The sequence below is a fragment of the Serratia odorifera genome (genome assembly GCF_041448735.1).
GTDB lineage: Bacteria > Pseudomonadota > Gammaproteobacteria > Enterobacterales > Enterobacteriaceae > Serratia_F > Serratia_F odorifera.
Genome location: NZ_JBGMUT010000001.1, coordinates 1,125,901 through 1,151,545 on the forward strand (window position 1 = coordinate 1,125,901; position 25,645 = coordinate 1,151,545).

Here is a 25,645-nt window from a genome sequence, read left to right on the forward strand (position 1 = left end):
TTAACCACTTACAGTTGATATTACGGTTGCCATGTCATTGTTGAACGCCCTTTTTCGTCGCCCATTGGTTCTCTTCGCCCTCTTCAGCCAGCTGTGGCTGATTGGCGCTGCCCACGCCTCTGCCCCACAGGCACTGCATTCACGTGCCGTTTTGGTGGTTAATGCCAACAATGGCAAAACGCTATACCAGAAGCAGGCCAACCGTCGTATGCCGATCGCCTCGTTAAGCAAACTGATGACCGCAATGGTGGTGCTGGACAACAAACGCCCGATGGGCAACCGAGTGAAAGTCACCGCCGCAGACCGCGATTTATTGAAGAACACCCATTCGCGGCTAACGGTGGGTTCCACGCTCAGCCGCCGTGATATGCTGCACATCGCCCTGATGTCGTCGGAAAACCGCGCCGCCGCGGCGCTGAGCCGTTATTACCCCGGTGGCCGCAGGGCGTTTGTCGCCAAGATGAATCAGAAAGCCCGCGCCCTCGGCATGGCGCACACCCGCTTTTACGATCCGACCGGTTTAACACCGCGCAATGTTTCGACCGCGCGCGATCTGCTGAAAATGGTCAACAATGCCTACCGCTATCAGAGCATTCGACACTTCAGCACCGACAAACAGCAGATCGTACGTCCCGGCCGCGGGCAGTTGGTTTACCGCAGTTCCAACGGTTTGATCAATAACCCAAGCTGGAAAATCCAGTTGCAAAAAACCGGCTTTACCAATGAAGCCGGCCATTGTCTGATAATGAGAACGGTGATCAAAGGCCAGCCGGTGATCATGATCCTGCTCGGTTCGCAACAGCGCTACGGTCACTATAGTGACGCCATTCGTCTGAAACAGTGGCTGGCATCTTGAGCCAACCGCTCACGCAGCGCAGGGATGGCGGCCGCGCTCAATTGACCTGAGCCTGGGCATTGACGGCAGCGCACAGATCCTGCGCCAGCGTATCCAGTTGCTGCTCTGTCACGTTAGCCAGGCTAACGCGGATAGCCGGGCTGCTTTTCAAGCGGAACGGCTCGCCGCTTTGTACCAGCCAGCCACGCTGTGCCATGATCTGGCTGGCGATAGCCTCGGAACGCACCGGCAGCCACAGGTGCAGCCCTTCTCCCTGCGGCAGGCGTAGGCCACAGCGTTGCTGCAACAGGGACGTCAGCCGGTCGCGCCGCCGTTGGTATTCACCCTGGGCGCGCGCCAGTACGCCCTGCACCTGCACCTGCCGCCACAATTTGGCGGCGATTTGCTGCAAGATATGACTCACCCAACGCTCGCGAATGTACTGATCGGCACGCATCGCCTGCAACAGCGTCACATTGCCACAGGCCAGTGCAATGCGCAGATCCGGGCCGAGATACTTGCTCACCGAGTGAATATACAGTCCGTCCTGGCCGTCAAACGGCAGGTGGAGCGGCTGTTGCGACAATGGGCCCCAGAAGTCGTCGACGATCGCCAGGCAATCCGGTTGCCGCGCCAGAAACGCCCGCCATTCGGCGGCTCGTGCCGCACTGAATGCAATGCCGGTGGGATTTTGCGCCCGCGGCGTCAAGATCACCGCGCAACCGCGTTCCGCTGCGGATCCCGGCAGGCAACAGCCCTGTTCGTCGAGCGGCAGTGGCAAGGGTTTCAAACGCAGATGACGCAACAGCGTCAGTAACGGTGGCCAACACGGATCCTCGATCCATACCGACGCACCGGGTGGAGCATGACAGCGCAACGCTTTTTCGATTGCATCCAGCGCGCCGGAAAACACCGCCAAATCGTCGGCCTTCATTCCTTGCCGTTCAATCCATTCCCCGGCTATTTGCAGCAACGCCGGAGAGTCTCCCTGCATGTCATATCCCTGCCGCTGTGGGAAAACCTCTTGCGTTGACAGCGTCAGCGTCGGCAGCAAGGCGGGGTCCAGATTGCCGCTGGCCAGATCCTGCATGCCCGGCGGCACCGCCATCGCCTGACGCACTGCCTGCAACGGCTGTTCCAGCACCACCGTTCCGGCACGTCCGCGGGTGGCTACCAGCCCGGCATCACGCAGTTTGCCATAGCCGCTGGCGACGGTATTGGGGTTTACGCCCAGCTGTTGCGCCAGTTGGCGTACCGGCGGCAGCAAATCCCCCGCTTGCAACGCCCCGGATTTGATGTACCCGGCAATCTGCTCGGCTATCTGGACAGCGTTGCTGCCTTTTGCATACAATAAGCTCATACATAATACCTTTTTGTATTAGTTCAAATCAGGATAGCAGTTTCCGATCATGAGGGTAAGGGGCATCAATGGAAAAACATTTCGTTCTCGATATTCAGCACGCCGGAAAGGCGTTCGCCCAGTTACACCTGATGACGCCGTGGGCCGCCAGTCAGTTACAACAGGCCTGCGCGCTATTCCCCGCAGAGCAAGGCTATCAGGTTCAGATCAATCAGGTTAAGGAACGCCGGATGCTGTATCAAAGCGGTAATCAGGGTATCACTCTGCTTGGCGAATCATTAATCCTGCAACCCTGTGTTGCCACCAGTAAGGTACAACCCTGATGAAAAAAGCCGTTGCTATTCGCCATGTCCATTTTGAAAATCTCGGTATCCTTGGCAATCTGCTTTCGCTGCGTGGGTATCAGATCGACTATTACGACGCCGGGCGCGACAATCTGCAGGCCATCGACAATGAAACCACCGATCTGCTGGTGATCCTCGGCGGGCCCGTTAGCGGCGCCAGCCACTTTGCCGGCCAGCACGATCATGATTTTCTTAATCATGAACTGACGCTGGCCAGCCAACGTTTGCAACAACGGCGGCCGACGCTGGGCGTATGCCTTGGCGCTCAGGTCATGGCCAAGGCGCTGGGCGCAGAGGTGGTGTCGTTGGGTATTAAAGAAATTGGCTATGCCCCACTGTCGCTGGCCAGCGGCGAAGATAACCTGCTGGCACCGCTGGCTGACACGCCGGTGCTGCATTGGCACGGCGATATGTTTATGATCCCTGAGGGGGCGCAATGCCTGGCAAGCACCGCGGCGTGTCGCCACCAGGCATTCAGCTATCAGGATTTCGCGCTTGGTTTACAATTCCATCTGGAAGCTGACCGCCACGATCTGGAGCGCTGGCTGATCGGCCACGCCTGTGAACTGGATCTTGCCGGTATCGCGCCGCAGCATATTCGCGATCAGGCCACACAATACGGTGTCGAACTCGAACGGCGCGCCCAACAGGTATTTACCCGTTGGTTGGATATCATAGAAAAAAGGAAATAACGCATGCAACACGTCTCCAAACTGCGTCCGCCGCTGATTGATGTCATCACCATTCAGTCGCAGGTGATCTATGGCAGCGTCGGCAACGGGATTGCCTATCGCGCCTTGTTGAAAAAAGGTCTGGAGGCGTTGCAGGTGCCCAGCGTGCTCTTCGGTTGCCCACCTTATTACGGTGCACCGAGCGGCGGTGCGATCCCCATCGATTGGTTCAGCGGCTTTCTGGACGATTTGCTTGCTCGCGGCGTCGCTCAACGCGCCAGAGCGGTGATCGTCGGCTATTTGGGTAGCGCCATGCAGTGCCAGGTGCTGGAAAACTGGCTGCTGCGTGTCCGCGAACTTAATCCGGCTATCATGCTGATTATCGACCCGGTGATGGGCGATTATGGTGAAGGGGTGTATGTCGATAAACCACTGGTAGACTGTTATCGCTCGCCGTTCCTGCATTTGGCTAACGGCATTACACCCAACGGTTTTGAACTGGAACAGCTGTGCGGTCAGCCGCTGCACAGCCGCGAACACGCCGTCGCTGCCGCGCAGGGTTTGCTGAACCAGCATACCCGCTGGGTATTGGTGACCAGCGCGCCGGGCATTGCACAACACGATCGCCAAGTGGGTTTGCTACTGGTCACGCCACAGGAAACCCGCAGTTTTACCCACCCCAAGATCAATGCCAGCGTCAAAGGCACCGGCGATCTGTTCACTGCGTTATTGACCAGTCACCTGTTGGCCGGCGAGAGTATCAGCTCCGCAGTGTTGTCAGCCAGCGCCGAGGTCTGCAAAGTGCTGACCGATGCGGCGCTCAACGGCTGGGAGGAAATCGGCAGCCTGCGCGCGCTGCAGTAATGACAGGCAGAGCCGGGCGTTAAAACGGCGCCCTTGCGCCTCAGCGCTTTTTCTTTTTGTTGAAATCCAGCTCAAAGGCGATCACCGCGCTGTGGATCTTGCGCGCGGTGAGAACGCTGATGCCCACAAAGCGGCAAGACAGACGGGTAAAGTGCTTTAGGTCCCCCGTCTCCTCACATTCAACGTTTTCATCACTGGCGGCGATCAGCTCCAGATTCACCTTGAAGTTGCCGTAATCGCCCAAATCCAGCTGCACCTTACTGAACACGAAGCCGGATTCAAGGCATGGCGGCACCGGACCGTCCAGCCGCAGCCCAACGCCCCCAGCGGACAGATCGTGAATGCGTAATTGAAACGGTGAACCATCGGGGTAGCTGCCGCTACACAGGAACTGGCGCCAATAAGGCGTGGTAATGCGGAATTGTCGGCGTCGTTGGATATAAACCAACTCTTTGGGTAAGCGTGCGGAAATAGCCTGCGCCTGCTGGTGCTGCGTAATTTCCGCCTGGTCGAGCAAGAATTCTATTTTTGCGTCCTGGCTTTCGATGATTACGCGATATTCACCGGACGCACACAGGCTGTCATTGGCGCAATCAAACACGATGCTGTCAGCGCCAACGCTCAATATCTGGCTGTGGAAGCACTGTTGCTGGTTGGCGACGCGCAACGGGGTCCGTTGTTTATAGATATCGCGCAATATCGCCAGCACTTCAAACCGCTCCTGCTTGATAAACAATCCGTTATCAGTGTGCTCCATTCGTCTCTCCTGACTTGTTCCATTGGCGTTAACGATATCCTGACGGCAATAATCACTGGGAATAATCTTAAAGTCAAATACCCAGGCGTTGGCACGCAATTGGCAACAGGCGACCCAGCCGTTCAGCCCATGCTTGCTGGCCGTAAGCGTCACCGATCAGATCCTGGCGAATCTCAATGCCAACATAGGGTAAACCCCGCTGTTCGGCGTGTACCGGCAAGGTATAGTCGGTTTCATCGGTCATGACATAAGGCTCATTTAACCCAACCAGCAGGTTGCCCTCGTCGTGCAGCACCTCCGCCAACAGTTTGGCAAACACCGGCTGGCGATTATACAGCAGGCCAATTTGCCATTTGCGTGGGATGCCTTTATACACCGGCGTAAAACTGTGCATGGCAATCACAATCGTCGGTTGCTGGCGCGCCAGGCGACTCTCGATAACCTGTTCAATCGCCTGATGATAGGGGAAGAAAAACGCCTGCTGCCGCGCCAGGCTAGCCATCGGATCGAGACGCATATTACCCGGTACCGGCGTCAGCTCGGAAATCTGGGTAATCGAACTTTCCACCGCCGGCGAGCGGTTGCAGTCAATGACCAGCCGTGAATAACGTTGATGAACCAGTGTGGCATCGAGCGCGGCGCTCAGATGGGTTGAAACCCCCAAAGCCCCAATGTCCCAGCCAATATGGCGCTCGATTTCGCCGGGCGGCAGCCCCAGGTCACCCAGGCTATGCGGCAGCGAGTTGCAGGCATGGTCACACAGCAATAGAAACGGCGACGTACCCTGTTGATTGACGATGGCCGCCGGTGGCGGTTCATCGGCGGACAAGATGTTGGGAAAACACGGTTGTGTCATGCAAATCTCCAACGGTGGCAAAACATAAAGCGTAGCGTTTTCCCACCGTTAGCCCCAAATCTCGACTTATAACAAAATAATATAACAAGCCATTCAGGCCCGCGTGGATTCATCGGGTTGATGCACCGCGATATATCGCTGGTAGCGCGCCGGCTTCAAGCGCAGCAGATCCACCAATACCAGACCGTCGATACAGTTGTTGAATGCCGGATCGGTGCCAAAATCGATAAACTGCACGCCGCCCGGTTCGCATAATTCGGAATATTGTTTGTATAGCGTCGGAATTGAACAGCCGATATTGCTCAGCAGGCTTTTCAATCGCACCAGATCCGCCTGGTAATCATCGCCGGAAAATTGCGCCAGCACCTGCGGCAATGACGCCGGATACGGTTGTCGCGACTGTGCCAACGCGCTGTCGGAAGAGAAATACAACCGATAAAAGGCAATCAGCAGATCGCGTGCCGCCACCGGCATACCGCCAGAGATCGATACCGGGCCGAACAGATAGCGATACTGCGGATACGTCGCCAGATAGGCGCCGATCCCCAGCCATAGGTAATCCAGACCGCGCTTGCCCCAGTAGGCGGGTTGAATGAAGCTGCGCCCCAGTTCGATGCCCTGTTCCAGAATCGGCGCCATATCGCGATCGTAATGAAACAGGCTGTTGCTGTAGATGCCTTCCAGTCCCTTGTTCGCCAATTGCTCGGCGGTGGGAATAAAACGGTAGGCGCCAACGATGTCCAGCTCATCTTCATCCCACAGCACCAGGTGGTAATAGTCATCGTCATAACTGTCCAGATCGCGCCGCCGGCCAGAACCTTCACCCACGGCACGAAAGGCAATTTCACGCAGGCGGCCCAGTTCACGCAGGATCGGCGAGCGGGTTTCATCGTGACGGCGATAAAGGAAGATGATTTTACCGTCCGGCGTCTTGCCCAGTCGCTCACAGGCCGACAGCGCTTTGCGCAGCTCCAGACGATTTTCCGGCAAGGCAATCGGCGATTCGCTGGCAAACAGCCCCGGTTTTCCCTGACCAAGCCGATAGACATGACGGCGGAAACGTTCGGCCAGCTCATGGGCGCTGGTATGGCCATCATGCCAACTGGCAAACGGAATACGCCCACCGATGCGTAGTTTGATGCGCCCCCCCTGCTGCTGAAACATTTCGCGCACCAACAGCAGCGTCGACAGCGGACGGTAAACCAGTGAGGCAAAATAGAACAGATTGCTGTTACGTGCGCTGATATGAATCGGCACGATAGGCGCTCGCGCCTTGGCCGCCAGCCGCACAAAGCCGGTATGCCAGTGGCCATCGCGGATACCCTGCGGGCTGATGCGCGACACTTCACCGGCCGGAAACACGATCAAGACGCCTTGATTATCCAACTGGGCCTGCATGGCTTCGATTTGCCGACGGTTGGTTTTGTATTCCACATTGTCGACCGGCACAAACAGGCTGCGCAGCGGTTCGATATAACTGAGGATTTGGCTGGCGACCACCTTGACGTCACGGCGCACGGCCGCCACCGCACGCAATAGCACCAGGCCGTCAAGCGAACCGATCGGATGATTGGCGACCAGCACCACCGGCCCCTGGCTGGGGATATTTTCCAGGTCGCCGTCGACCAGTTCACAACTCAACTTGAAGTAATCCACCACTTGCTCAATCAGATCAAAGCCCTTCAGGTGTGGGTACTCGGCGGCAAATTGTTTGAATTCTTTTTCAAAAAGCAGATTTCTCAGCAGGCTACGCTGCCAGGCGGGGGGATTGCGATGTGGAAATGCGTCTTGCAACAAGGTGTCCAAACTAAACATCGTGTTCTCTCCTTGGCCTATTCGCAGAAAACTTAAGCCAGCGGCGTGACTGCGACATGTCAATCAGATGACAGAAAGATTAAACCTCATTGCATGACGTCGTTTGCCGGAGGGCAAAAGCATAAAGACACGATGATTATAGTTAAAGGTGCTGCATACGGCCTGATGTTGGCACATTGACCGGCCGCGCCACGACAGCTTGATGTCCGAAATCCGCCATCCATACGCCACTTTTCATGCAATAATCCGTGCATCAACATGAAGGAGTGATCACATGCAAACATTTTTAATTGACCATATGGCGACGCCGGTCGGTGAGCTGGTGTTGATAGCCGATGAACAGGGTCGCCTGCGCGCCGTTGATTGGACCGAGCATAAAGCGCGCCTGATGAAACTGTTGAATACCCATTACCGCGCCGATCGTTTCCAATTGCAAACCCAGCGCAATCCCGGTGGCCTGACCGATATCATGCAGCGCTACTTCGACGGCGAACTCGACGCGATTAATCAGGTACCGGTGATGACCGCTGGCACCGAGTTTCAGCGAACCGTCTGGCATCAGCTACGCCAGATCCCCTGCGGCGAGATCATCACCTACGGCGAGCTGGCAAAACGCATTGGCCGCCCCACCGCCTCCCGTGCCGTGGGCATGGCCAATGGATCCAACCCGATCAGCATCGTGGTGCCCTGTCACCGGGTGATTGGTTCACAAGGTGCGCTCACCGGCTATGCCGGCGGTGTGCAGCGCAAACAGTGGTTGTTGCAACATGAAGGCTATTTGCCGACGACGCTGCTCTAACCCGTCGACGGTGCCAAGATCGGTAAACCGCCGCCGTTTACTCATGGCCGGAGGGTATGGCGCCAGTTCTCCGGCCATGTCGCCAGAGTAAACGTGACAACGGCGGATATTGATGCAGAACGCTTATCTCTCTGTCGAGGTTGTGGCAATTCATGCCCACCGCACAACGCCGCAGCGAATAGGCTGAATGACGGATAAATAAGCTTTTTCTTATTTACCTAAGAATAAAAATCGCTGTTTGGCGCTAAAATAGCGACACAATACCCCTATTCTTACTATTGTCACACTTATAACCTGCCGCAAAAGATGTTAAAATTGACGCATATCAATTACTGGATGAGCGTACTCTATGATCCCGGAAAAACGCGCGATACGTCGTATTCAGTCTGGTGGCTGTGCGATCCACTGCCAGGACTGTAGCATTAGCCAACTGTGTATTCCTTTCACTCTCAATGCACACGAGCTCGATCAGCTCGACAACATTATCGAAAGGAAAAAGCCGATTCAAAAAGGCCAAACGCTGTTCAAGGCCGGTGATGAATTGAAATCCCTGTACGCCATCCGCTCCGGAACCATAAAAAGCTACACCATCACCGAGCAAGGTGATGAGCAGATTACCGGTTTCCATCTGGCCGGCGATCTGGTGGGTTTTGATGCCATCGGTGGCTTAAAGCACCCAAGCTTTGCTCAGGCACTGGAAACCTCGATGGTGTGCGAGATCCCGTTCGAGACGCTGGACGATCTGTCAGGCAAAATGCCTAATTTGCGTCAACAAATCATGCGCTTGATGAGCGGCGAGATCAAAGGCGATCAGGACATGATTTTGCTGTTGTCGAAGAAAAACGCCGAAGAACGTCTGGCCGCATTTGTCTATAACCTTTCTCGACGCTTTGCCGAACGTGGATTTTCCCCCCGTGAGTTCCGCCTGACCATGACGCGCGGCGACATTGGCAATTACCTGGGTTTGACGGTTGAAACTATCAGTCGCCTGCTGGGGCGTTTCCAAAAAAGTGAAATCCTTAGCGTGAAAGGTAAATACATCACCATTGAAAACGTCGATGCGCTTTCAGTGCTGGCCGGTACGCCACGAATCAACGTTAGCGTTAGCGCCTAATCTCTCCGCCGGATCAACAATTAACTGAAATTATTGATCCGGCTCATCACTGCCGCTGTTCTGTTTTTCAATGTTGGGTTACTCTGTAAATTAACAGACTGTTAATTTGCAGCTGTAAGGAGGCCCTATGGCGAAGTATCAGAATCTTCTGGTGGCTATTGACCCCAACCAGGATGACCAGCCGGCGTTACGCCGCGCGGTGTATCTGGTGAAGCGGAATGGCGGGCGGATTAAAGCCTTCCTGCCAATCTATGATTTCTCTTACGAAATGACCACCCTGCTTTCCCCGGATGAACGAACGGCGATGCGGCAAGGCGTCATTAGCCAACGTGCCGCGTGGATAAATGAGCAATGCCGCTTCTATCTCGAAGAAGGCATTCCTATTGAAGTCAAAGTGGTGTGGCATAACCGGCCGTTTGAAGCCATTATTCAGGAAGTGTTAAGCGGACAACATGATTTACTGCTGAAAATGGCACACCAGCACGATCGGCTGGAGTCGGTGATTTTTACCCCGACCGATTGGCATCTGCTGCGCAAATGTCCGTGCCCGGTGTGGATGGTGAAAGACCAGCCCTGGCCGGAGGGCGGTAAAGCTGTGGTGGCGGTTAACCTGTCGAGTGAAGAACCCTACCACGACCCACTTAATCTCAAATTGGTACAGGAAACGGTCGAACTGGCGCAAAACGTCAACCAAACCGAGGTTCATCTGGTCGGCGCCTACCCGGTCACTCCCATCAATATCGCAATCGAACTGCCAGACTTTGATCCCAGAGTCTATAACGACGCCATTCGCGGTCAACATCTGATCGCCATGAAAGCCCTCAGACAGAAATTCGGCATCAACGAAGAATTTACCCACGTAGAAAAAGGCCTGCCGGAAGAGGTTATCCCGGACCTGGCCGAGCATCTGCAAGCCGGCGTGGTGGTGTTGGGTACCCTTGGGCGCACCGGTATTTCCGCCGCCTTTATCGGCAATACGGCTGAACATGTGATCGACCATCTGAAATGTGATTTACTGGTGATCAAACCGGCGGACTTCAACTGCCCCATCGAGGCCGATGAAGACGACGAGCACGATGATGAAGACTGAGCCGCAGGACAGTCATAGCACGCTTCGCCAATAACAATAAAAACAGGGCCGTTAAAGGCCCTGTTTTTTTATTGCTGTTACGACCGGCTGAATTACAGCTCGACTACGTCGAAACGCACGTCCGGATTGACATCCGCGTCGTAATCCACCTCTTCCAGGCCGAAACCGAACAAACGCAGGAATTCCTGTTTGTAGGCGGTGTAGTCGGTCAGCTGGCTGAGGTTTTCCGAGGTGATTAACGGCCACAGATCCTTGCAGGCCTGTTGCACGTCGTCGCGCAGCTCCCAATCATCCATGCGGATACGGGCGTGGTCGTCCAGCGCCAGGTCGTCGCCGTACAGGCGGGTGCGCATCATGCGGTAGACCTGTTCCATGCAACCTTCGTGGATCCCCTTTTCCTTCATGATCTTGAAGGCCATCGAGATATACAGCGGCATGACCGGGATTGCAGAAGAAGCCTGAGTTACCACTGACTTCAACACCGCGACGTGTGCAGTGCCGCCTTTGGCTGCCAGATCGCCACGAATGGCGGTAGCGGCGCGATCCAGATCTTCTTTGGCGCGCCCCAGCGTGCCGTGCCAATAGATTGGCCAGGTCAAATCGGTGCCGATATAGGAATATGCTACGGACTTGGCGCCTTCAGACAGCACGTTGGCTTCTTCCAGTGCGGACATCCACAATTCCCAGTCCTGGCCGCCCATCACGGTAATGGTGTTCTGAATTTCTTCTTCGTTGGCAGGCTCAACCGTTGCGGTAACGATTTGGTCTTTATTGGTGTCGATCGCCGTAGTGGTGTACACCTCGCCAATCGGTTTCAGCGCTGAACGCACTACTTCGCCAGTGTCCGGCATTTTACGGACCGGCGATGCCAGGGAATACACCACCAGATCGATCTGGCCGAGATCCTGCTTGATCAGTTCGATAACCTTGGCGCGACATTCGTTGGAGAAAGCATCACCATTGACGCTCTTGGCGTACAGACCTTCTTCTTTGGCTGCTTTATCAAACGCGGCGGAATTGTACCAGCCGGCGGTAGCCGGTTTGCTTTCGGTACCGGCCTTTTCAAAGAATACGCCGATGGTGGCCGCGCCGCTGCCGAAAGCGGCAGCAATACGGGAGGCCAGGCCATAACCGGTAGAAGCACCGATAACCAGCACGCGTTTAGGGCCATTGGCGATGGCGCCCTGTTGCTTGGTATAGGCAATCTGACGACGTACATTGGCTTCACAGCCCACCGGATGTGTGGTGGTGCAGATAAAACCGCGAACCTTAGGTTTGATAATCATAGTGGGTCTAGGATCCGTTAAATGGATGAAATCGGGACATAAGATACCGCATTACGGCTCAAAATTGTCATCTGATGTGTTGGCTTGCATAATTTATAGCCTATTTTGCGTGATATTCCGCACAATTTACCCGGCAGTTGAGGCACCAGCGCTAAAATTACTCAACCAAAAGCAAAATAAAAATGCCGTTCAGCGTTAACTGAACGGCATTGGCGACCCGCGTTGGCAAGCGCGGTGTTTACAACGCGTTCTTGATTGCCTCGACGCTAGCCTTGGCATCGCCAAACAGCATCTGGGTGTTTTCTTTAAAGAACAGCGGATTCTGAACGCCGGCATAGCCGGTATTCATCGAGCGTTTAAAGGCGATCACATTCTGTGCTTTCCACACTTCCAGCACCGGCATGCCGGCAATCGGACTGCGAGGATCTTCCAGCGCCGCCGGGTTGACCGTGTCGTTGGCACCAATCACCAGCACGGTATCGGTATCGGCGAAATCGTCGTTGATTTCGTCCATTTCCAATACCACGTCATACGGCACCTTGGCCTCTGCCAGCAATACGTTCATATGACCCGGCAAGCGCCCGGCCACCGGGTGGATACCAAAGCGCACCTTGATGCCGCGCGCACGCAGTTTTTCGGTAATTTCCGCCACCGGATATTGCGCCTGCGCCACCGCCATGCCATACCCTGGCGTGATGATCACCGAAGAGGAATTGCGCAGCAGCTCGGCCACCTCTTCCGCCGTGGTTTCACGGTATTCTCCCATTTCTTCGGCATCGCCGGTTGAAGAACCGTCAGTGCCGAAACCGCCGGCTATCACGCTGATAAACGAACGGTTCATTGCCTTGCACATGATATAGGACAGGATGGCGCCGGAGGAACCGACCAGCGCGCCGGTGACGATCAGCAGATCGTTGCTCAGCATGAAACCGGCCGCCGCTGCCGCCCAACCGGAGTATGAGTTGAGCATTGACACCACCACCGGCATATCGGCACCGCCGATAGACGCCACCAGATGCCAGCCGAAGGCCAGGGCAATCACCGTCATCAGCAACAAGGCCATGACTTCCAGCCCAAGGCTGTCGGTACGCACGAACACCACCAGCAACAGGAAGGAAATCACCAGCGCCGCCAGGTTCAATTTATGGCGGTTCGGCAGCATCAACGGCTTGGAAGAAATAATGCCGCGCAGTTTGCCAAACGCCACGATCGAGCCGGTAAAGGTGACCGCACCGATGAAGATACCGAGGAACACCTCGGTCAGATGGATATTTTCCATCACCGGATCCATCGCGGTACCATGATCCAGATAGCTGTTGAAGCCAACCAGCACCGCCGCCAGACCGACGAAGCTGTGCAGCATCGCCACCAGTTCTGGCATTTCGGTCATTTCTACCTTTTTCGCCAGATAGATGCCGATCGAGCCGCCGATAATCATCGCAATGATAATCCAGCCAACGTTACCGGAGTCCGGCCCGAGAATGGTCGCGATCAGCGCGATCGCCATACCGGCAACGCCGAACAGGTTGCCCTGCTTCGAGGTTTCATGGCGAGACAGCCCGGCAAGGCTGAAAATAAACAGGATAGCGGCAACAATGTATGCAGCTGTAACCAATCCTCCAGACATGTGTTACCCCTTAGTTTTTACGGAACATCTTCAGCATGCGCTGAGTGACGGTGAATCCACCGAAAATATTGATGCTGGCGATCAGCACGGCGATAAAGGAGAAGAAGCTCACCCAGCCGCCATGGCCAATCTGCAATAACGCACCGACGACGATAATCCCTGAAATCGCGTTGGTGACCGACATCAAAGGGGTATGTAATGCATGGCTGACGTTCCATACCACGTAGTAGCCAACCACGCAGGCCAGCGCAAACACCGTAAAGTGCGACAGGAACTCTTTTGGCGCAGCATCCGCCAGCCAGCCGAACAGGATGATGGCCAGCGCGATCAGGCCGTACTTGAGCCACGGCGACAGCGGTTTTTTCTCTTCTTTAACCATCGGCGCCGCCGGCTGTGCCTGCTTCGGCTGGGCAGAAACCTGGATTGGCGGCGCCGGCCAGGTCACTTCGCCTTCGCGCACCACGGTAACGCCGCGAATGACGGTATCGTCGAAATCGATGTCGATTTCGCCGTTTTTCTCTTTTGACAGCAGTTTAAGCAGGTTAACCAGGTTGGTGCCGTACAACTGCGAGGATTGGGTCGGCAAGCGGCTTGGCAAGTCGGTATAACCGATGATTTTCACGCCGTTGTCGGTCACGGTAACCCGATCGGCCACGGTCAGTTCGCAGTTGCCGCCGGTTTGCGCCGCCAGGTCGACGATTACGCTACCGGGCTTCATGGAGGCCACCATCTCTTTGGTGATCAGCACCGGTGCCGGTTTGCCAGGGATCAGTGCGGTGGTGACGATGATATCAACCTCTTCCGCCTGCGCGGCGAACAGCGCCATTTCCGCCTTGATAAACGCCTCGGACATCACTTTGGCATAGCCATCGCCGCTGCCGGCTTCCTCTTCGAAATCCAGCTCGAGGAATTCGGCACCCATGCTCTGTACCTGCTCCTTGACTTCCGGGCGGGTATCGAAGGCGCGCACGATCGCCCCCAGGCTGCCAGCGGCACCAATAGCCGCCAGGCCGGCCACCCCGGCACCAATGATCATCACCTTGGCCGGCGGTACCTTGCCGGCGGCGGTGATCTGGCCGGTAAAGAAGCGGCCAAATTCGTGTGCCGCTTCGACAATCGCGCGATAGCCGGCAATGTTGGCCATTGAACTCAGCGCGTCCATCGATTGCGCGCGCGAAATACGCGGCACGGAATCCATCGCCAGCGCCGTCACGTTACGCGCCGCGAGTTTTTCGATCAGCTCCGGATTTTGCGCCGGCCAGATAAAGCTTACCAGGGTGCTGCCTTCGCGCATCAGGACGATTTCATCATCCTGCGGTGCGTTGACCTTCAAAATCAGATCCGATTGCCAGACGTCGGCGTTATCGGTAATCGTCGCCCCAGCCGCTTCATAAGCGACGTCGTCAAAGCTTGCCAATTTACCCGCATCGCGTTCAATCGCGACGCTAAAGCCCAGTTTCAGCAACTGCTCTACCGTTTTCGGCGTTGCAGCAACGCGGGCTTCATTGGCCAACCGTTCTCTTGGTACACCAATACGCATAATGTTCCCTTCCGAATTATGTTTTTTTATCGTCCTACCCCATAGCGATAGCGCCGGCCGACAGGGCGTGAGCCGCCGTTGTTGGCAAATAATTGACAGCGCTATCTATAACCTACTGAAAATAGAATCGATGATCCATTGTTGCTTGGGCCAATCCGTCAGTTTTTACATAAAAATTCACTCCAGACCATGACGCACCGCAATTTTTCGTCAGAGACTGCTCTTGAAAGCGTGGAAAATCACATTATTTCTGTTGGCTACGGCTGGCAGAGTTGCGGTAGCCACGCGCCACCGACGCATAAAAGTTATGGAATTGTGAATAATTAACGCTTATCTCGCTAAACGCTTTATTATCGAAACTTATGGAATTTATTTGCCAAAGCGACCCTGGTGGAGTAAACAGATTTGTCGCACGCTATGACATAAATTGCTGAGACACCTGCCAAGAATACATGTAATAATCAACGGCTGAATGACACATCAACAGTTCAGCACGTTATAAACGTTAATGCGCTAGGCGAAAGGATTTTTTATGAAGCTGAAGACCACGATCATCGCGTCAGCCTTGTTTACACTCACTGCGCTCTCTGCTCATGCGGCGCAAGAGTTGACACCTGAAAAAGCAGCGGCAATCAAGCCGTTTGATCGCATCACGATTACCGGGCGCTTTATTGCCATCAATGAAGCCGCCGACGCAGTATCCCGCCGTGCAGACAAACTGGGCGCCGACGCCTTCTATATTCAAGACATCAACAACGCCAACAATGGCGGCAACTGGCGCGTCACCGCAGACATCTATCATAAAGATGCGCCGGAAGTGAGCAAAGACACCAATTATCGCGAGTTCAACGGCGTTAAAGAACTGCCGAAAGATCAGGCCTATCTGCTGGAACCTTATGATACCGTCAGCGTTAGCGGTTTCTTCCGCAGCCAGCCTGACGTCAACGACGCCATTTCAAAAGCAGCCAGCAAAAAAGGCGCTGCGTCCTTCTTTATCGTACGCCAGGTTGATGCCAACCAGGGCGGCAACCAATACGTCACCGCGTATATCTACAAGGCCGACGCGCCGAAACGCGTGGTACAGAGCCCGGATGCCATTCCTGCCGACTCTGAAGCCGGCAAGGCCGCGCTGGCCGCTGGCGGTGCCGCTGCTGCGCAGGTGGAAATCCCTGGCGTCGCCTCTTCCGGTTCGCCAAGCCGCGACGTGGGCCGTTTCTTTGAAACCCAGTCGTCGACCGGTCAACGCTACACTGTAACGCTGCCTGACGGTACCAAGATTCAGGAAGTGAACAACGTGACTGCCGCGCAAATGCAGCCGTTTGATTCAGTGACCTTTACCGGCCACTTCAACAGCATGACCGACGTTTCGACCGAAGTCGCCAAACGCGCAGCGGCCAAAGGCGCCAAGTACTATCACGTCACGCGCCAATGGCAGAACAAGAGCGGCGGCAATCTGACCGTCAGCGCCGATTTGTTCAAATAATCCGCACGGTATCGAGTCACTACGGGCAGCCATCGCGCTGCCCGCTTTTTTTGCGCTATTTTCAGAATCGACTGAATAATTTTTTGCCAATTACGCATATTCAATCATTGCATCCCGCAGCTTCCATCCGTAAAATTCGCGCCAAATTCAGGGCTATTGTCTCTGCTCGCAATTAATCTCATTGCGTTCTTGCTGTTCAATAGGCGCTCGCCAGCTGTTTATTCTGTATTCGGGAACCGTCATTGGAAAAAAAATTAGGTCTAACCGCGTTAACCGCTCTGGTGCTCAGCTCAATGCTTGGCGCCGGCGTGTTCAGCCTGCCACAGAATATGGCGGAGGTGGCCAGCCCGGCGGCGTTGCTGCTTGGTTGGGGTATCACCGGCGTTGGCATTTTATTCCTGGCTTTCGCCATGCTGCTGCTGACGCGACTGCGTCCCGATCTTGATGGCGGTATTTTTACCTATGCCAAAGAAGGTTTTGGCGAACTGGTGGGCTTCTGTTCCGCCTGGGGTTATTGGCTGTGTGCGGTCATCGCCAACGTTTCCTATCTGGTGATCGTCTTTGCCGCATTGAGCATTTTCACCGATCGCGGCGGTGAGGTGATTCTCGGCGATGGCAACACCTGGCAGGCGCTGATTGGCGAATCGCTATTGCTGTGGGTGGTTCACGCCCTGGTACTGCGTGGGGTACAGACCGCAGCCAGCATCAACCTGGCCGCAACCCTCGCCAAGCTATTACCGCTGGGGCTATTCGCGGTACTGGCGGCAATGGCTTTCAAAATGGATATCTTCACCCTCGACTTCCATGGCATCGCGCTCGGTAAACCGGTATGGGAACAGGTCAAGGACACCATGCTGATTACCCTGTGGGTGTTTATTGGCGTAGAGGGCGCGGTGGTAGTTTCCGCACGGGCGCGGCATAAAAAAGACGTTGGCCTCGCCACCATGCTGGCGGTGGTTTCGGCGTTGGGGGTTTACCTGCTGGTAACCTTGCTGGCGCTCGGCGTGGTGCCGCGCAGCGAGCTGGCGCAGATGCGCAATCCGTCGATGGCAGTGCTGATGGTCGATCTGATCGGCCCCTGGGGTGACGTGATTATCGCCGCCGGCCTGATTATTTCCGTTTGTGGCGCTTACCTGAGCTGGACCATCATGGCGGCGGAAGTGCCACTGCTGGCAGCGCAACACGGTGCGTTTCCAAAAATCTTTTGCAAGCAAAACAAGAACCATGCCCCTTCGGCGTCATTATGGCTGACCAACGGTGCGGTACAGGCGGCGTTGGTGCTGATCTGGCTGACCGGCAGTAATTATAATTCGCTGCTGACCATCGCCTCCGAAATGATCCTGGTCCCCTATTTCCTGGTTGGCGCATTTCTGTTTAAAGTCGCGCTCAAGCGCAATGACAAACGACTGATATTTGCCGCCTGCGGTGCCTGTCTTTATGGGATCTGGTTGCTGTACGCATCGGGGTTGATGCATCTGCTGATGTCGGTATTGCTGTATGCGCCGGGTCTGTTGGTGTTTATCTACGCCCGACGCGGGCATGACGGCGCCAAGCTGTTAAGCAGACTGGAGAAAAGCAGCATTTTCCTGCTGCTGATAGCCACGGTGCCCGCCGGTTGGTTTATGATGCAATAAGATAAAAAAGGCCGGGTGAATACCCGGTCATTTTTTTTGCGCAGCAATGGTAATGCGCTCACCCACCTGCGTCACCACCACCCGTTCGGCGCATTCCTGCTGAATCGCCGCCAGCTGATTTTTGTCTAACGCATACGGCAGCTGGATATCAAATACCGCCAACCCCTGCTGTTGCGCCAGATCGATAAGACGAATGATGTTGGTTTCATCGCTGACCTGCGTGGAAACTACCTGTAAAGCCAGCTCTTTCAAATGCTCTTTGCGCGTCTGCGTGGTGGCCACGCGCGATTTCAATACCATGCCAAAAATAGGCATCACACCATAAATTGCATCTATGAAGCGCCAGTGCTTCTTGCACGATGATGACAGAAAATCCATGTAATCAAAGCAGATTTTCTCACTGTGCGCGACGGATGCAAGGTGGCTGTTGCTCATCCCCTCAATTCCTCTGTTGGCCAGTGTATAACATCCTGAAATGGATAATCGATGCGAAGCTATAACGACTTTCTGCCGTATAATGGCATAATTCCCCTATTGTTTGCCAGCCTGTGCAGGAGCTTTAAACGATGGAACATACACACTCGGCGCCGGTACTGATCACGGGCGGCGCCCGCCGGATTGGTCTGGCGCTGGCAAAATCCTTTTTGCAACGCGATGTGCCGGTGATTATTGCCTACCGTAGCGATTATCCGGCGTTGGCAGAACTGAAGGCGCTGGGAGCGATGTGCATTCAGGGCGATTTTTCCAGCCACGACGGCATTTATCAGTTTGCCGATCGGGTGAAGCAAACCACGGAAAAATTGCGCGCGGTGATCCACAACGCCAGCGCCTGGCTGGCCGAATCGCCGCAAACGCCGCCGGAACACACCATGGCCGCGATGCTGCAAATACACGTGTATACCCCCTATCTGCTCAATCAGTTACTGGAATCCTGCCTGCGAGGGCAAGGCCAGGCCGGGGCGGATATCATTCACCTGACGGATTACGTGGTGGAAAAAGGCAGCGATAAACACATCGCCTACGCTGCCAGCAAGGCAGCGCTGGATAATATGACGCGCTCGTTTGCCCGCAAGTTGGCACCTGAAGTCAAGGTCAACGCCATCGCCCCCTCGCTGATCATATTCAATCCGGGCGATGATGAAGCCTATCGCCAGCAGGCGCTGCAGAAGTCATTGATGAAGGTTGCCCCCGGCGAAAGTGAAGTGGTCGAACTGGTCAATTACCTGCTGGCCAGTCGCTACGTCACCGGCCGTACCCATGGCGTGGATGGCGGACGTCCACTACGTTGATCCCTATGGTCCGGCACGGCGCGTGGCGCCGTACCCGTCTGGTTGATAAGCAAAAAATGCACAAAATTGTTTTTGTAGAAGACGACGAGGAGGTCGGCAAACTGATTGCCGCCTATCTGGGTAAACATGATATCGACGTGCTGGTGGAGCCGCGCGGCGACACCGCTCAGGCGCGGATTGAACAGGAGCAGCCGGATCTGGTGCTGCTGGACATCATGCTACCCGGCAAAGACGGCATGACGCTGTGCCGCGATCTGCGGCCAATCTTCCCTGGCCCCATCGTGCTGCTCACCTCGCTCGACAGCGACATGAACCATATTCTATCGCTGGAGATGGGCGCCAATGATTACATACTGAAAACCACGCCGCCGGCGGTGCTGTTGGCGCGCTTGCGTCTGCACCTGCGCCAGCATGGCGGGCAGAGCAAAGAGGACGGCGTGCCGCCGTTGACGCAGCATAACGCGCTGCATTTTGGCCTGCTGTGCATCGACCCGGTCAACCGCCAGGTAACGCTGGCAGAGGAAAGCGTCACCCTGTCTACCTCCGACTTCGATTTGCTGTGGGAACTGGCAACCCACGCCGGGCAAATCATGGATCGCGAAGCGTTGCTGAAAAGCCTGCGCGGCGTAAGCTATGACGGTATGGATCGCAGCATTGACGTGGCGATCTCCCGTCTGCGCCGCAAACTTTATGACAACGCGCTGGAACCGTTTCGGATTAAAACGGTGCGCAACAAAGGCTATCTGTTCGCCCCCAATGCCTGGGAGTCGGCGCAACAATGAGGAAACTCTTCGTTCAGTTCTTTCTGTTGCTGTTCGTCTGCTTTCTGGTGATGGCGATGCTGGTCGGGCTGGTATACAAAGTGACCGCAGAACGCGCCGGACGCCAGTCGATGGATGACCTGATGAAAAGTTCGCTGTATCTGATGCGTAGCGAACTGCGTGAGATCCCGCTGAAGGACTGGAACAAAACCATCGATACGCTGGATTTGAACCTGTCATTCCAACTGCACATCGAACCGCTTGGCAAGCAGAAACTCAGCGAAGAGATGCAAAAAAGGCTGCGGCTGGGCGAGATCATCGCGCTGGACGATCAATACACCTTCATGCAGCGCATCCCACGCAGCCACTATGTTTTGGTCGTCGGCCCGATCCCCTATCTGTTCTACCTGCACCAGATGCGATTACTCGATTTGGCATTGCTGCTGTTTATCGGCCTGTCGCTGGCGCTGCCAGTATTCCTGTGGATGCGCCCGCACTGGCAGGATTTACTCAAATTGGAGAACGCCGCACAGCGGCTCGGCGCCGGTCACCTGGATGAGCGTACCCATTTTGATCCTACATCCAGCCTCAATCGACTGGGGGTGGCGTTCAATCAGATGGCGGACAACATCAACACCCTGATCGCCAGCAAAAAACAGTTGATCGACGGCATCGCCCATGAACTGCGCACCCCGCTGGTACGCTTACGCTACCGGTTGGCCATGAGCGATAACCTGGCCGAGGCCGAGCAACAAGCGCTCAACCGTGATATCGGCCAACTGGAGTCGCTGATTGACGAATTGCTGACTTATGCGCGCCTCGATCGCCCGCAGGTAGCCCTCAATATCGAGCCACTGGATCTGCCCGGCTGGTTGCAGGACAAGGTCGAGGATATCCGCGTGATACACCCGCAGCGCGATATCGAGCTGGATATACCGCATCGCGGCGACTTTGGCGGCGTCGATCTGCGCCTGATGGAGCGCGTGCTGGACAATCTGGTCAACAATGCGCTGCGCTATTCACAGCAGCGGTTACGCATCGGTTTGTGGTTCGACGGTGATATCGCCTGCCTGCAGGTCGAGGATGACGGCCCTGGGATCCCGCCGGACGAGCGTCTGCGGGTATTCGAACCGTTTGTTCGCCTCGATCCCAGCCGCGATCGCGCCACCGGCGGCTGCGGCCTGGGGCTGGCGATTGTACATTCCATTGCGTTGGCCTACCAGGGCCAGGTACAGGTAGACGCCAGCCCGCTCGGCGGCGCCCGCTTCCGTTTCTGTTGGCCAGTCAAATATTCGTTATTACTCAAAGCCGATCCGCAGTTAAGCTGACCGGATCGCTATTCAGGAGCTGAGACATGACATCTGCACATACTTCATCCGCCTATTACCAGTTACGTAGCCTATTCAGCCGTCTGTCGCGTTTCGGCCATCTCTCGGCCATTGCCGGCTGGGATATGCAAACCATGATGCCGCCCGGTGGCAGCAAGGCGCGTTCACAAGCGCTGGCGGAGCTGAGCGTACTGCAACACCAGCTGTTGACCGCTGAAAAAACCGGCCAGTTGCTCGAGCAGGCGCAGCAGGAGTCCCTGGACGATACCGACCGCGCCAACCTGCTGGAAATGCGCCGTCACTACGACAACGCCGTGCTGGTGCCTGAGTGGCTGGTCGAAGCCAAGTCGCTGGCCGGCGCCCGTTGCGAGCACGCCTGGCGCTCACAGCGCCCGGCCAATGATTGGCCGGGATTTGCCGACAATCTGCGCGAGGTGGTAAAACTCAGCCGCGAAGAAGCGCAGATTCGTGCTCAGGCCGCCGGCAGCAGCCGTTACGATGCGCTGCTCAATCTGTTCGAACCTGGCATGCGCAGCAGCGATCTGGAACGTATTTTTGGCGACTTGAAAACCTGGCTGCCGGATTTACTGCAAAAAGTGGTCGCCAAACAGGCGCAGCAACCGTGCCTGATGCCGCAAGGCCCGTTCGACGTCGACACCCAGCGCAAACTGAGCCTGAGCGTCATGAAATTGCTGGGGTTCAACTTTGACGCAGGCCGGGTCGACGTCAGCGCGCACCCTTTCTGCGGTGGCGTACCTGAAGACGTGCGTATCACGACCCGCTACAACGACCAGGAATTCCTCACCGCGCTGCTGGGCATCGTTCATGAAACCGGCCACGCCCGTTATGAACAAAATCTGCCGCGCGACTGGCTGGGACAACCCATAGCGCAGGCGCGTTCCACCGCGATTCATGAATCGCAGAGCCTGCTGTTTGAAATGCAGCTGGCGCGCAGTAGCGACTTCCTGAAGATCCTGCGGCCGTTGGTTGTCGCGCAGTTTGGCGATCAGCCGGCGCTGGAAGAAGGCAATTTCATCCGCCTCAACCAGCGGGTAAAACCAGGCTTGATCCGCGTTGATGCGGATGAAGTCAGCTACCCGGCCCACGTGATTCTGCGCTACGAAATCGAAAAGGCGTTGATTGAGGGCGATATCGAGGTCAACGACATTCCGGCGTTGTGGAATGAGAAAATGCAGCAGTATCTCGGGCTGGACACCGTTGGCGATTACCGCAACGGCTGCATGCAGGATATTCATTGGACCGACGGTGCGTTTGGCTATTTCCCTACCTATACGCTGGGTGCCATGTACGCCGCACAGCTGTTCGCCACCATTGGCAATGCGTTGCCGAATTTGAGCGATGACATTGCACGCGGCGACCTCAGCGCTCTGTTCCACTGGCTGCAACAACATATCTGGCGTCACGGCAGCCGTTACCCGACGGAAACGCTGATTGCCAATGCCACCGGTGAATCGCTTAATCCGCACTATTTCCGTCAGCATCTGGAAAACCGTTACCTGTAAGTTCTCCGGCGCGGAAAACCCGCGCCATTTCTCCCCTGTTTGGCTGACAGGGTTTCATGACCCACGGCGGTGACCTTGTTCGCCGTAGTCACAGATGGCTGGCGGGGTGTTCTCCATATGTATGTTGTAACTAAAATAGCCGACAAGCGCCGATAATCCCTCTGGCGCATCGGTGAATCAACGCTGGATGGGCGTAGCGTGTTCGGCTATCAGCGTTGCCAGTAGCGGCCTTAACGGCTGCGGCAGATCGTGTCCCATCTCGGGGATCAGCTGTAATTTTGCCGCCGGTATCGCACCTGCGACCGCCAGTCCACCGGCCTTGCGCACCATGCGATCGGCGCTGCCATGAATCACCAGCGTAGGCGCCTGGATGCGACGGCTATAACGCCGCAGATCGCCACTGCCCAGTAAAGCGGAAAGCTGACGCTGCAAGCCTTCGTTATCCACCCCCCGCTCCAGCAAGCGCGTGACCAAATCATCCAGTTCCTGCGCGTCCATCGGATAGCTTTTACTGGCCAACATCGCCAGACGCTGCTTGAGAAACGCATGCTGCTGCGGCGGCGTGGCGTTGGTCGGCGGGCGCCGCAATAGATGGAGCAACAGCGACGGCGCCGGCGGAGGCAGCAGCGGTTGGTTGGTGCTGGAAAACAGAATGGTCAGCGTCTGTATGCGATCTGGATGCTCGGCGGCCAGCACTTGCGCTATCATCCCTCCCATTGAGCCGCCGACCACGTGCGCCTGCGCTATCTGCAGGTAATCGAGCAGCGACACCGCGTCGGCCGCCATGTCTTCCAGACAGTAAGGCACTTCGCTTTGCCAGCCCAGTTGCGCGCGTATCATCAGCCACCACAACGGTTGGCGGCGGCGCTGCTGGGTTTTACCGGAAAGTCCAACGTCGCGGTTATCAAAACGAATCACCCGAAACCCTTTCTCTACCAGATCGCGGCAAAACGCATCCGGCCACAGCAGCATCTGCGCCCCGATCCCCATAATCAACAGTAGCGGCGGATGAGAAGGATCTCCCCAATCTTCATAGGCGATCGGCAGTTCGCCGTTGTCCGTCAGCCCTTTTCGTAGCGCTATCTGCTGCATAAACAGTCCTTTATCATGGTCATCGAGCCACTATTGTAGCGCACGTACATAAGGTTACACGCCGAAACCAATCACTCACGGAACGCACTGAGGCATTGCTCTATGATTTTTTCACCGGCCCCGCTGTGGGGTTGATAGATAAACCATCATTTGAGGATGTAATCATGAAGAAAGTATTCGCTCTGGTTGTTGCTGCGGCAATGGGTTTGTCTTCGGTTGCGTTTGCTGCCGACGCTGCCACCACCGCGCATAGCGCACCGGTTAAATCGTCGCACGTCACCAAACACCATGCCAAGAAAACCACCGAACAGAAGGCCCAGGCCGCCAAGAAACAGGTGAAGGCCAGCGCTAAAAAAGCGCCAGCTCAGAAAGCCCAGGCGGCCAAAAAGCAGCATAAAAAAGCCAGCCATAAGAAAGCATCCAGCACACCGGCAGCCTGATTGCGGCCTAACCTCAGCCACCTTGTGTCACACCCGGTTCTCCGGGTGTTTTTTATCGGGGGTTCTCATTGATGCTGCGTCGTTATTTATTCGAAATCATCCTGATCGCCCTGATTGCCTGCGGGCTGATCGCCACGATTTTTTATCTGTGATTTTCCTGGCGTAACGCATAAAAATTTATCGAAAAATCAATTACCGACCATCCCCAGAATGATGATTTCAGTCTATAGTGAACATTCAATGAGTTTATGGATGACCCGTATTTATCAGGCGAAAGATCTATGCGCAGATCCGTGTTAATGTTGTTGTGCTCATTTCCGCTTGTGATGACCTGGCCTGCGTGGCCAGATAGCCCTTCCGATACCTTAATGGCCGAGCAAACCCGGCTGTTTTTCGGCAAAGATGATCGTATCAAAGTCAGCGATACTGACGGTTGGCCCTGGCAGGCCATTGGCCAGCTAGAAACCGCCAGCGGTAACCTGTGTACCGCGACGCTGATTTCCGCGCATTTGGCGTTGACCGCAGGACACTGCGTGCTGGCGCCGCCTGGAGCCCTGGACAAGGCAATAGCGCTACGCTTTATCGCTCGGCATAACGGCTGGGCCTATCAAACCGAAAATATCGAAACGCTGGTTGACCCTCGACTGGGCAAAAAACTCAAACCGGATGGTGACGGCTGGATTGTGCCACCCTCGGCGGCTGCCTATGATTTTGCTCTTATCCGTCTGAAAGATCCCGCACCGCTGCCGGTCAGGCCGCTACCGCTGTGGCAAGGTGACAGCAAAGCCTTGACGCAAGCGATGAAACAGGCCAGGCGGCTGATTACCCAGGCCGGTTATCCGGAGGATCATCTGGACGATTTGTACAGCCATCAGAATTGCAAGGTTACCGGCTGGGCGCAGCAAGGGGTGTTGTCGCACCAGTGCGACACGCTGCCGGGCGACAGTGGTTCCCCGTTATTGCTGAAAACCGCTGACGGCTGGCGACTGATCGCCATCCAAAGCTCGGCACCGGCGGCGAAAGACCGCTACCGCGCCGATAACCGGGCATTGGCGGTCACCGCCATTTATCAACAGTTACGCAACCTGGCGGCAAAAAAATAGCCCGCAGCCGGTAATTTGCTCCCGGCGGCGGGCT

General features: G+C 55.8%; 25 protein-coding genes. 16 read left to right on the forward strand and 9 right to left on the reverse strand.

Annotation, left to right across the window (positions count from 1 at the left end):
- Nucleotides 1-31 precede the first annotated feature (31 nt).
- Complete coding sequence (gene pbpG, locus ACCC84_RS05260; protein WP_004962749.1) at nt 32-856, forward strand: D-alanyl-D-alanine endopeptidase; 825 nt, start codon at nt 32-34, stop codon at nt 854-856.
- A gap of 37 nt (nt 857-893) precedes the next feature.
- On the opposite strand, the gene ACCC84_RS05265 is transcribed toward pbpG, so the two are convergent.
- On the reverse strand, nt 894-2,195 hold the full coding sequence (locus tag ACCC84_RS05265) for an aminotransferase class I/II-fold pyridoxal phosphate-dependent enzyme (RefSeq protein WP_371901625.1): 1,302 nt from the start codon (nt 2,193-2,195) through the stop codon (nt 894-896).
- A gap of 68 nt (nt 2,196-2,263) precedes the next feature.
- Between ACCC84_RS05265 and ACCC84_RS05270 the strand changes: the two genes are divergently transcribed.
- Genes ACCC84_RS05270 through ACCC84_RS05280 form a run of 3 tightly spaced genes read left to right on the forward strand, consistent with a single transcriptional unit; the run spans nt 2,264 to nt 4,074 of the window.
- Nucleotides 2,264-2,518 (forward strand): hypothetical protein, encoded by a 255-nt coding sequence (locus ACCC84_RS05270; RefSeq protein ID WP_004962744.1) that lies wholly within the window; start codon nt 2,264-2,266, stop codon nt 2,516-2,518.
- Nucleotides 2,518-3,231, forward strand: a complete 714-nt coding sequence (locus ACCC84_RS05275) for a glutamine amidotransferase (RefSeq protein ID WP_088499699.1) — start codon at nt 2,518-2,520, stop codon at nt 3,229-3,231. Before ACCC84_RS05270 ends, ACCC84_RS05275 begins: the two co-directional genes overlap by 1 nt.
- A 3-nt stretch (nt 3,232-3,234) precedes the next feature.
- Nucleotides 3,235-4,074: a PfkB family carbohydrate kinase gene (locus ACCC84_RS05280; RefSeq protein WP_198773054.1), complete on the forward strand. Its 840-nt coding sequence runs from the start codon at nt 3,235-3,237 to the stop codon at nt 4,072-4,074.
- Between the two features lie 40 nt (nt 4,075-4,114).
- On the opposite strand, the gene ACCC84_RS05285 is transcribed toward ACCC84_RS05280, so the two are convergent.
- The 3 genes from ACCC84_RS05285 to olsF form a co-directional block, all read right to left on the reverse strand.
- Entirely contained in the window at nt 4,115-4,831 is a 717-nt protein-coding gene (locus ACCC84_RS05285) for a flagellar brake protein (protein ID WP_198773053.1), read from the reverse strand.
- 73 nt (nt 4,832-4,904) lie between these two features.
- Complete coding sequence (locus tag ACCC84_RS05290) at nt 4,905-5,687, reverse strand: N-formylglutamate amidohydrolase (protein ID WP_371901626.1); 783 nt, start codon at nt 5,685-5,687, stop codon at nt 4,905-4,907.
- Between the two features lie 93 nt (nt 5,688-5,780).
- A complete protein-coding gene (gene olsF / locus ACCC84_RS05295) occupies nt 5,781-7,502 on the reverse strand; it encodes a bifunctional ornithine lipid synthase OlsF (RefSeq protein WP_198773052.1) in 1,722 nt (573 codons plus the stop codon).
- 274 nt (nt 7,503-7,776) lie between these two features.
- Here olsF and ogt point away from each other — a divergent pair, with 274 nt between their 5' ends.
- The 3 genes from ogt (at nt 7,777) to uspE (ending at nt 10,505) form a co-directional block, all read left to right on the forward strand.
- Nucleotides 7,777-8,301, forward strand: coding sequence for a methylated-DNA--[protein]-cysteine S-methyltransferase (ogt, locus tag ACCC84_RS05300; protein ID WP_004962727.1), 525 nt, complete (start codon nt 7,777-7,779; stop codon nt 8,299-8,301).
- Nucleotides 8,302-8,650: 349 nt separating this feature from the next.
- Nucleotides 8,651-9,415, forward strand: coding sequence for a fumarate/nitrate reduction transcriptional regulator Fnr (fnr, locus tag ACCC84_RS05305; protein ID WP_004962724.1), 765 nt, complete (start codon nt 8,651-8,653; stop codon nt 9,413-9,415).
- A gap of 127 nt (nt 9,416-9,542) precedes the next feature.
- A complete protein-coding gene (gene uspE, locus ACCC84_RS05310) occupies nt 9,543-10,505 on the forward strand; it encodes a universal stress protein UspE (protein WP_371901627.1) in 963 nt (320 codons plus the stop codon).
- A gap of 92 nt (nt 10,506-10,597) precedes the next feature.
- On the opposite strand, the gene fabV is transcribed toward uspE, so the two are convergent.
- The 3 genes from fabV to pntA all read right to left on the reverse strand — a co-directional run bounded on the left by fabV (nt 10,598) and on the right by pntA (nt 14,958).
- Nucleotides 10,598-11,791, reverse strand: a complete 1,194-nt coding sequence (gene fabV, locus ACCC84_RS05315; RefSeq protein WP_004962719.1) for an enoyl-ACP reductase FabV — start codon at nt 11,789-11,791, stop codon at nt 10,598-10,600.
- Between the two features lie 238 nt (nt 11,792-12,029).
- Nucleotides 12,030-13,418, reverse strand: a complete 1,389-nt coding sequence (gene pntB, locus ACCC84_RS05320; protein ID WP_004962716.1) for a Re/Si-specific NAD(P)(+) transhydrogenase subunit beta — start codon at nt 13,416-13,418, stop codon at nt 12,030-12,032.
- A 10-nt stretch (nt 13,419-13,428) separates the two neighbouring features.
- Nucleotides 13,429-14,958 (reverse strand): Re/Si-specific NAD(P)(+) transhydrogenase subunit alpha, encoded by a 1,530-nt coding sequence (gene pntA, locus ACCC84_RS05325; protein WP_198773051.1) that lies wholly within the window; start codon nt 14,956-14,958, stop codon nt 13,429-13,431.
- A gap of 532 nt (nt 14,959-15,490) precedes the next feature.
- On the opposite strand from pntA, the gene ydgH reads away from it, so the two are divergent.
- Both ydgH and ACCC84_RS05335 read left to right on the forward strand, forming a co-directional pair.
- Nucleotides 15,491-16,441: a DUF1471 family protein YdgH gene (gene ydgH / locus ACCC84_RS05330; protein ID WP_004962706.1), complete on the forward strand. Its 951-nt coding sequence runs from the start codon at nt 15,491-15,493 to the stop codon at nt 16,439-16,441.
- A gap of 242 nt (nt 16,442-16,683) precedes the next feature.
- Nucleotides 16,684-18,075 (forward strand): amino acid permease, encoded by a 1,392-nt coding sequence (locus ACCC84_RS05335; RefSeq protein ID WP_088499700.1) that lies wholly within the window; start codon nt 16,684-16,686, stop codon nt 18,073-18,075.
- A 27-nt stretch (nt 18,076-18,102) separates the two neighbouring features.
- Here the strand turns inward: ACCC84_RS05335 and ACCC84_RS05340 are convergent, their stop codons facing one another.
- Nucleotides 18,103-18,510 carry a hypothetical protein gene (locus tag ACCC84_RS05340; protein ID WP_004962699.1) on the reverse strand — a complete coding sequence of 136 codons (408 nt, stop codon included), beginning with the start codon at nt 18,508-18,510 and terminating at the stop codon, nt 18,103-18,105.
- Nucleotides 18,511-18,641: 131 nt separating this feature from the next.
- Here ACCC84_RS05340 and folM point away from each other — a divergent pair, with 131 nt between their 5' ends.
- The 4 genes from folM to ACCC84_RS05360 are packed head-to-tail and all read left to right on the forward strand — an operon-like array spanning nt 18,642 to nt 22,976.
- Nucleotides 18,642-19,364 carry a dihydromonapterin reductase gene (folM, locus tag ACCC84_RS05345; protein WP_004962696.1) on the forward strand — a complete coding sequence of 241 codons (723 nt, stop codon included), beginning with the start codon at nt 18,642-18,644 and terminating at the stop codon, nt 19,362-19,364.
- Between the two features lie 56 nt (nt 19,365-19,420).
- Nucleotides 19,421-20,146: a two-component system response regulator RstA gene (gene rstA / locus ACCC84_RS05350; RefSeq protein WP_039992717.1), complete on the forward strand. Its 726-nt coding sequence runs from the start codon at nt 19,421-19,423 to the stop codon at nt 20,144-20,146.
- Nucleotides 20,143-21,453 carry a two-component system sensor histidine kinase RstB gene (gene rstB / locus ACCC84_RS05355; RefSeq protein ID WP_004962689.1) on the forward strand — a complete coding sequence of 437 codons (1,311 nt, stop codon included), beginning with the start codon at nt 20,143-20,145 and terminating at the stop codon, nt 21,451-21,453. Before rstA ends, rstB begins: the two co-directional genes overlap by 4 nt.
- 26 nt (nt 21,454-21,479) lie before the next feature.
- Nucleotides 21,480-22,976: a carboxypeptidase M32 gene (locus ACCC84_RS05360; RefSeq protein WP_371901628.1), complete on the forward strand. Its 1,497-nt coding sequence runs from the start codon at nt 21,480-21,482 to the stop codon at nt 22,974-22,976.
- A gap of 177 nt (nt 22,977-23,153) precedes the next feature.
- Here the strand turns inward: ACCC84_RS05360 and ACCC84_RS05365 are convergent, their stop codons facing one another.
- Nucleotides 23,154-24,068, reverse strand: a complete 915-nt coding sequence (locus ACCC84_RS05365; protein ID WP_198773050.1) for an alpha/beta fold hydrolase — start codon at nt 24,066-24,068, stop codon at nt 23,154-23,156.
- 164 nt (nt 24,069-24,232) lie between these two features.
- Between ACCC84_RS05365 and asr the strand changes: the two genes are divergently transcribed.
- From asr to ACCC84_RS05375, 3 genes are all read left to right on the forward strand, one after another.
- Nucleotides 24,233-24,508, forward strand: a complete 276-nt coding sequence (asr, locus tag ACCC84_RS05370) for an acid resistance repetitive basic protein Asr (protein ID WP_088499701.1) — start codon at nt 24,233-24,235, stop codon at nt 24,506-24,508.
- 71 nt (nt 24,509-24,579) lie between these two features.
- Nucleotides 24,580-24,660: a small membrane protein YdgU gene (ydgU, locus tag ACCC84_RS23780; RefSeq protein ID WP_458575476.1), complete on the forward strand. Its 81-nt coding sequence runs from the start codon at nt 24,580-24,582 to the stop codon at nt 24,658-24,660.
- A gap of 129 nt (nt 24,661-24,789) precedes the next feature.
- Nucleotides 24,790-25,611 (forward strand): trypsin-like serine peptidase, encoded by an 822-nt coding sequence (locus ACCC84_RS05375; protein WP_039992085.1) that lies wholly within the window; start codon nt 24,790-24,792, stop codon nt 25,609-25,611.
- Nucleotides 25,612-25,645: the final 34 nt, after the last annotated feature.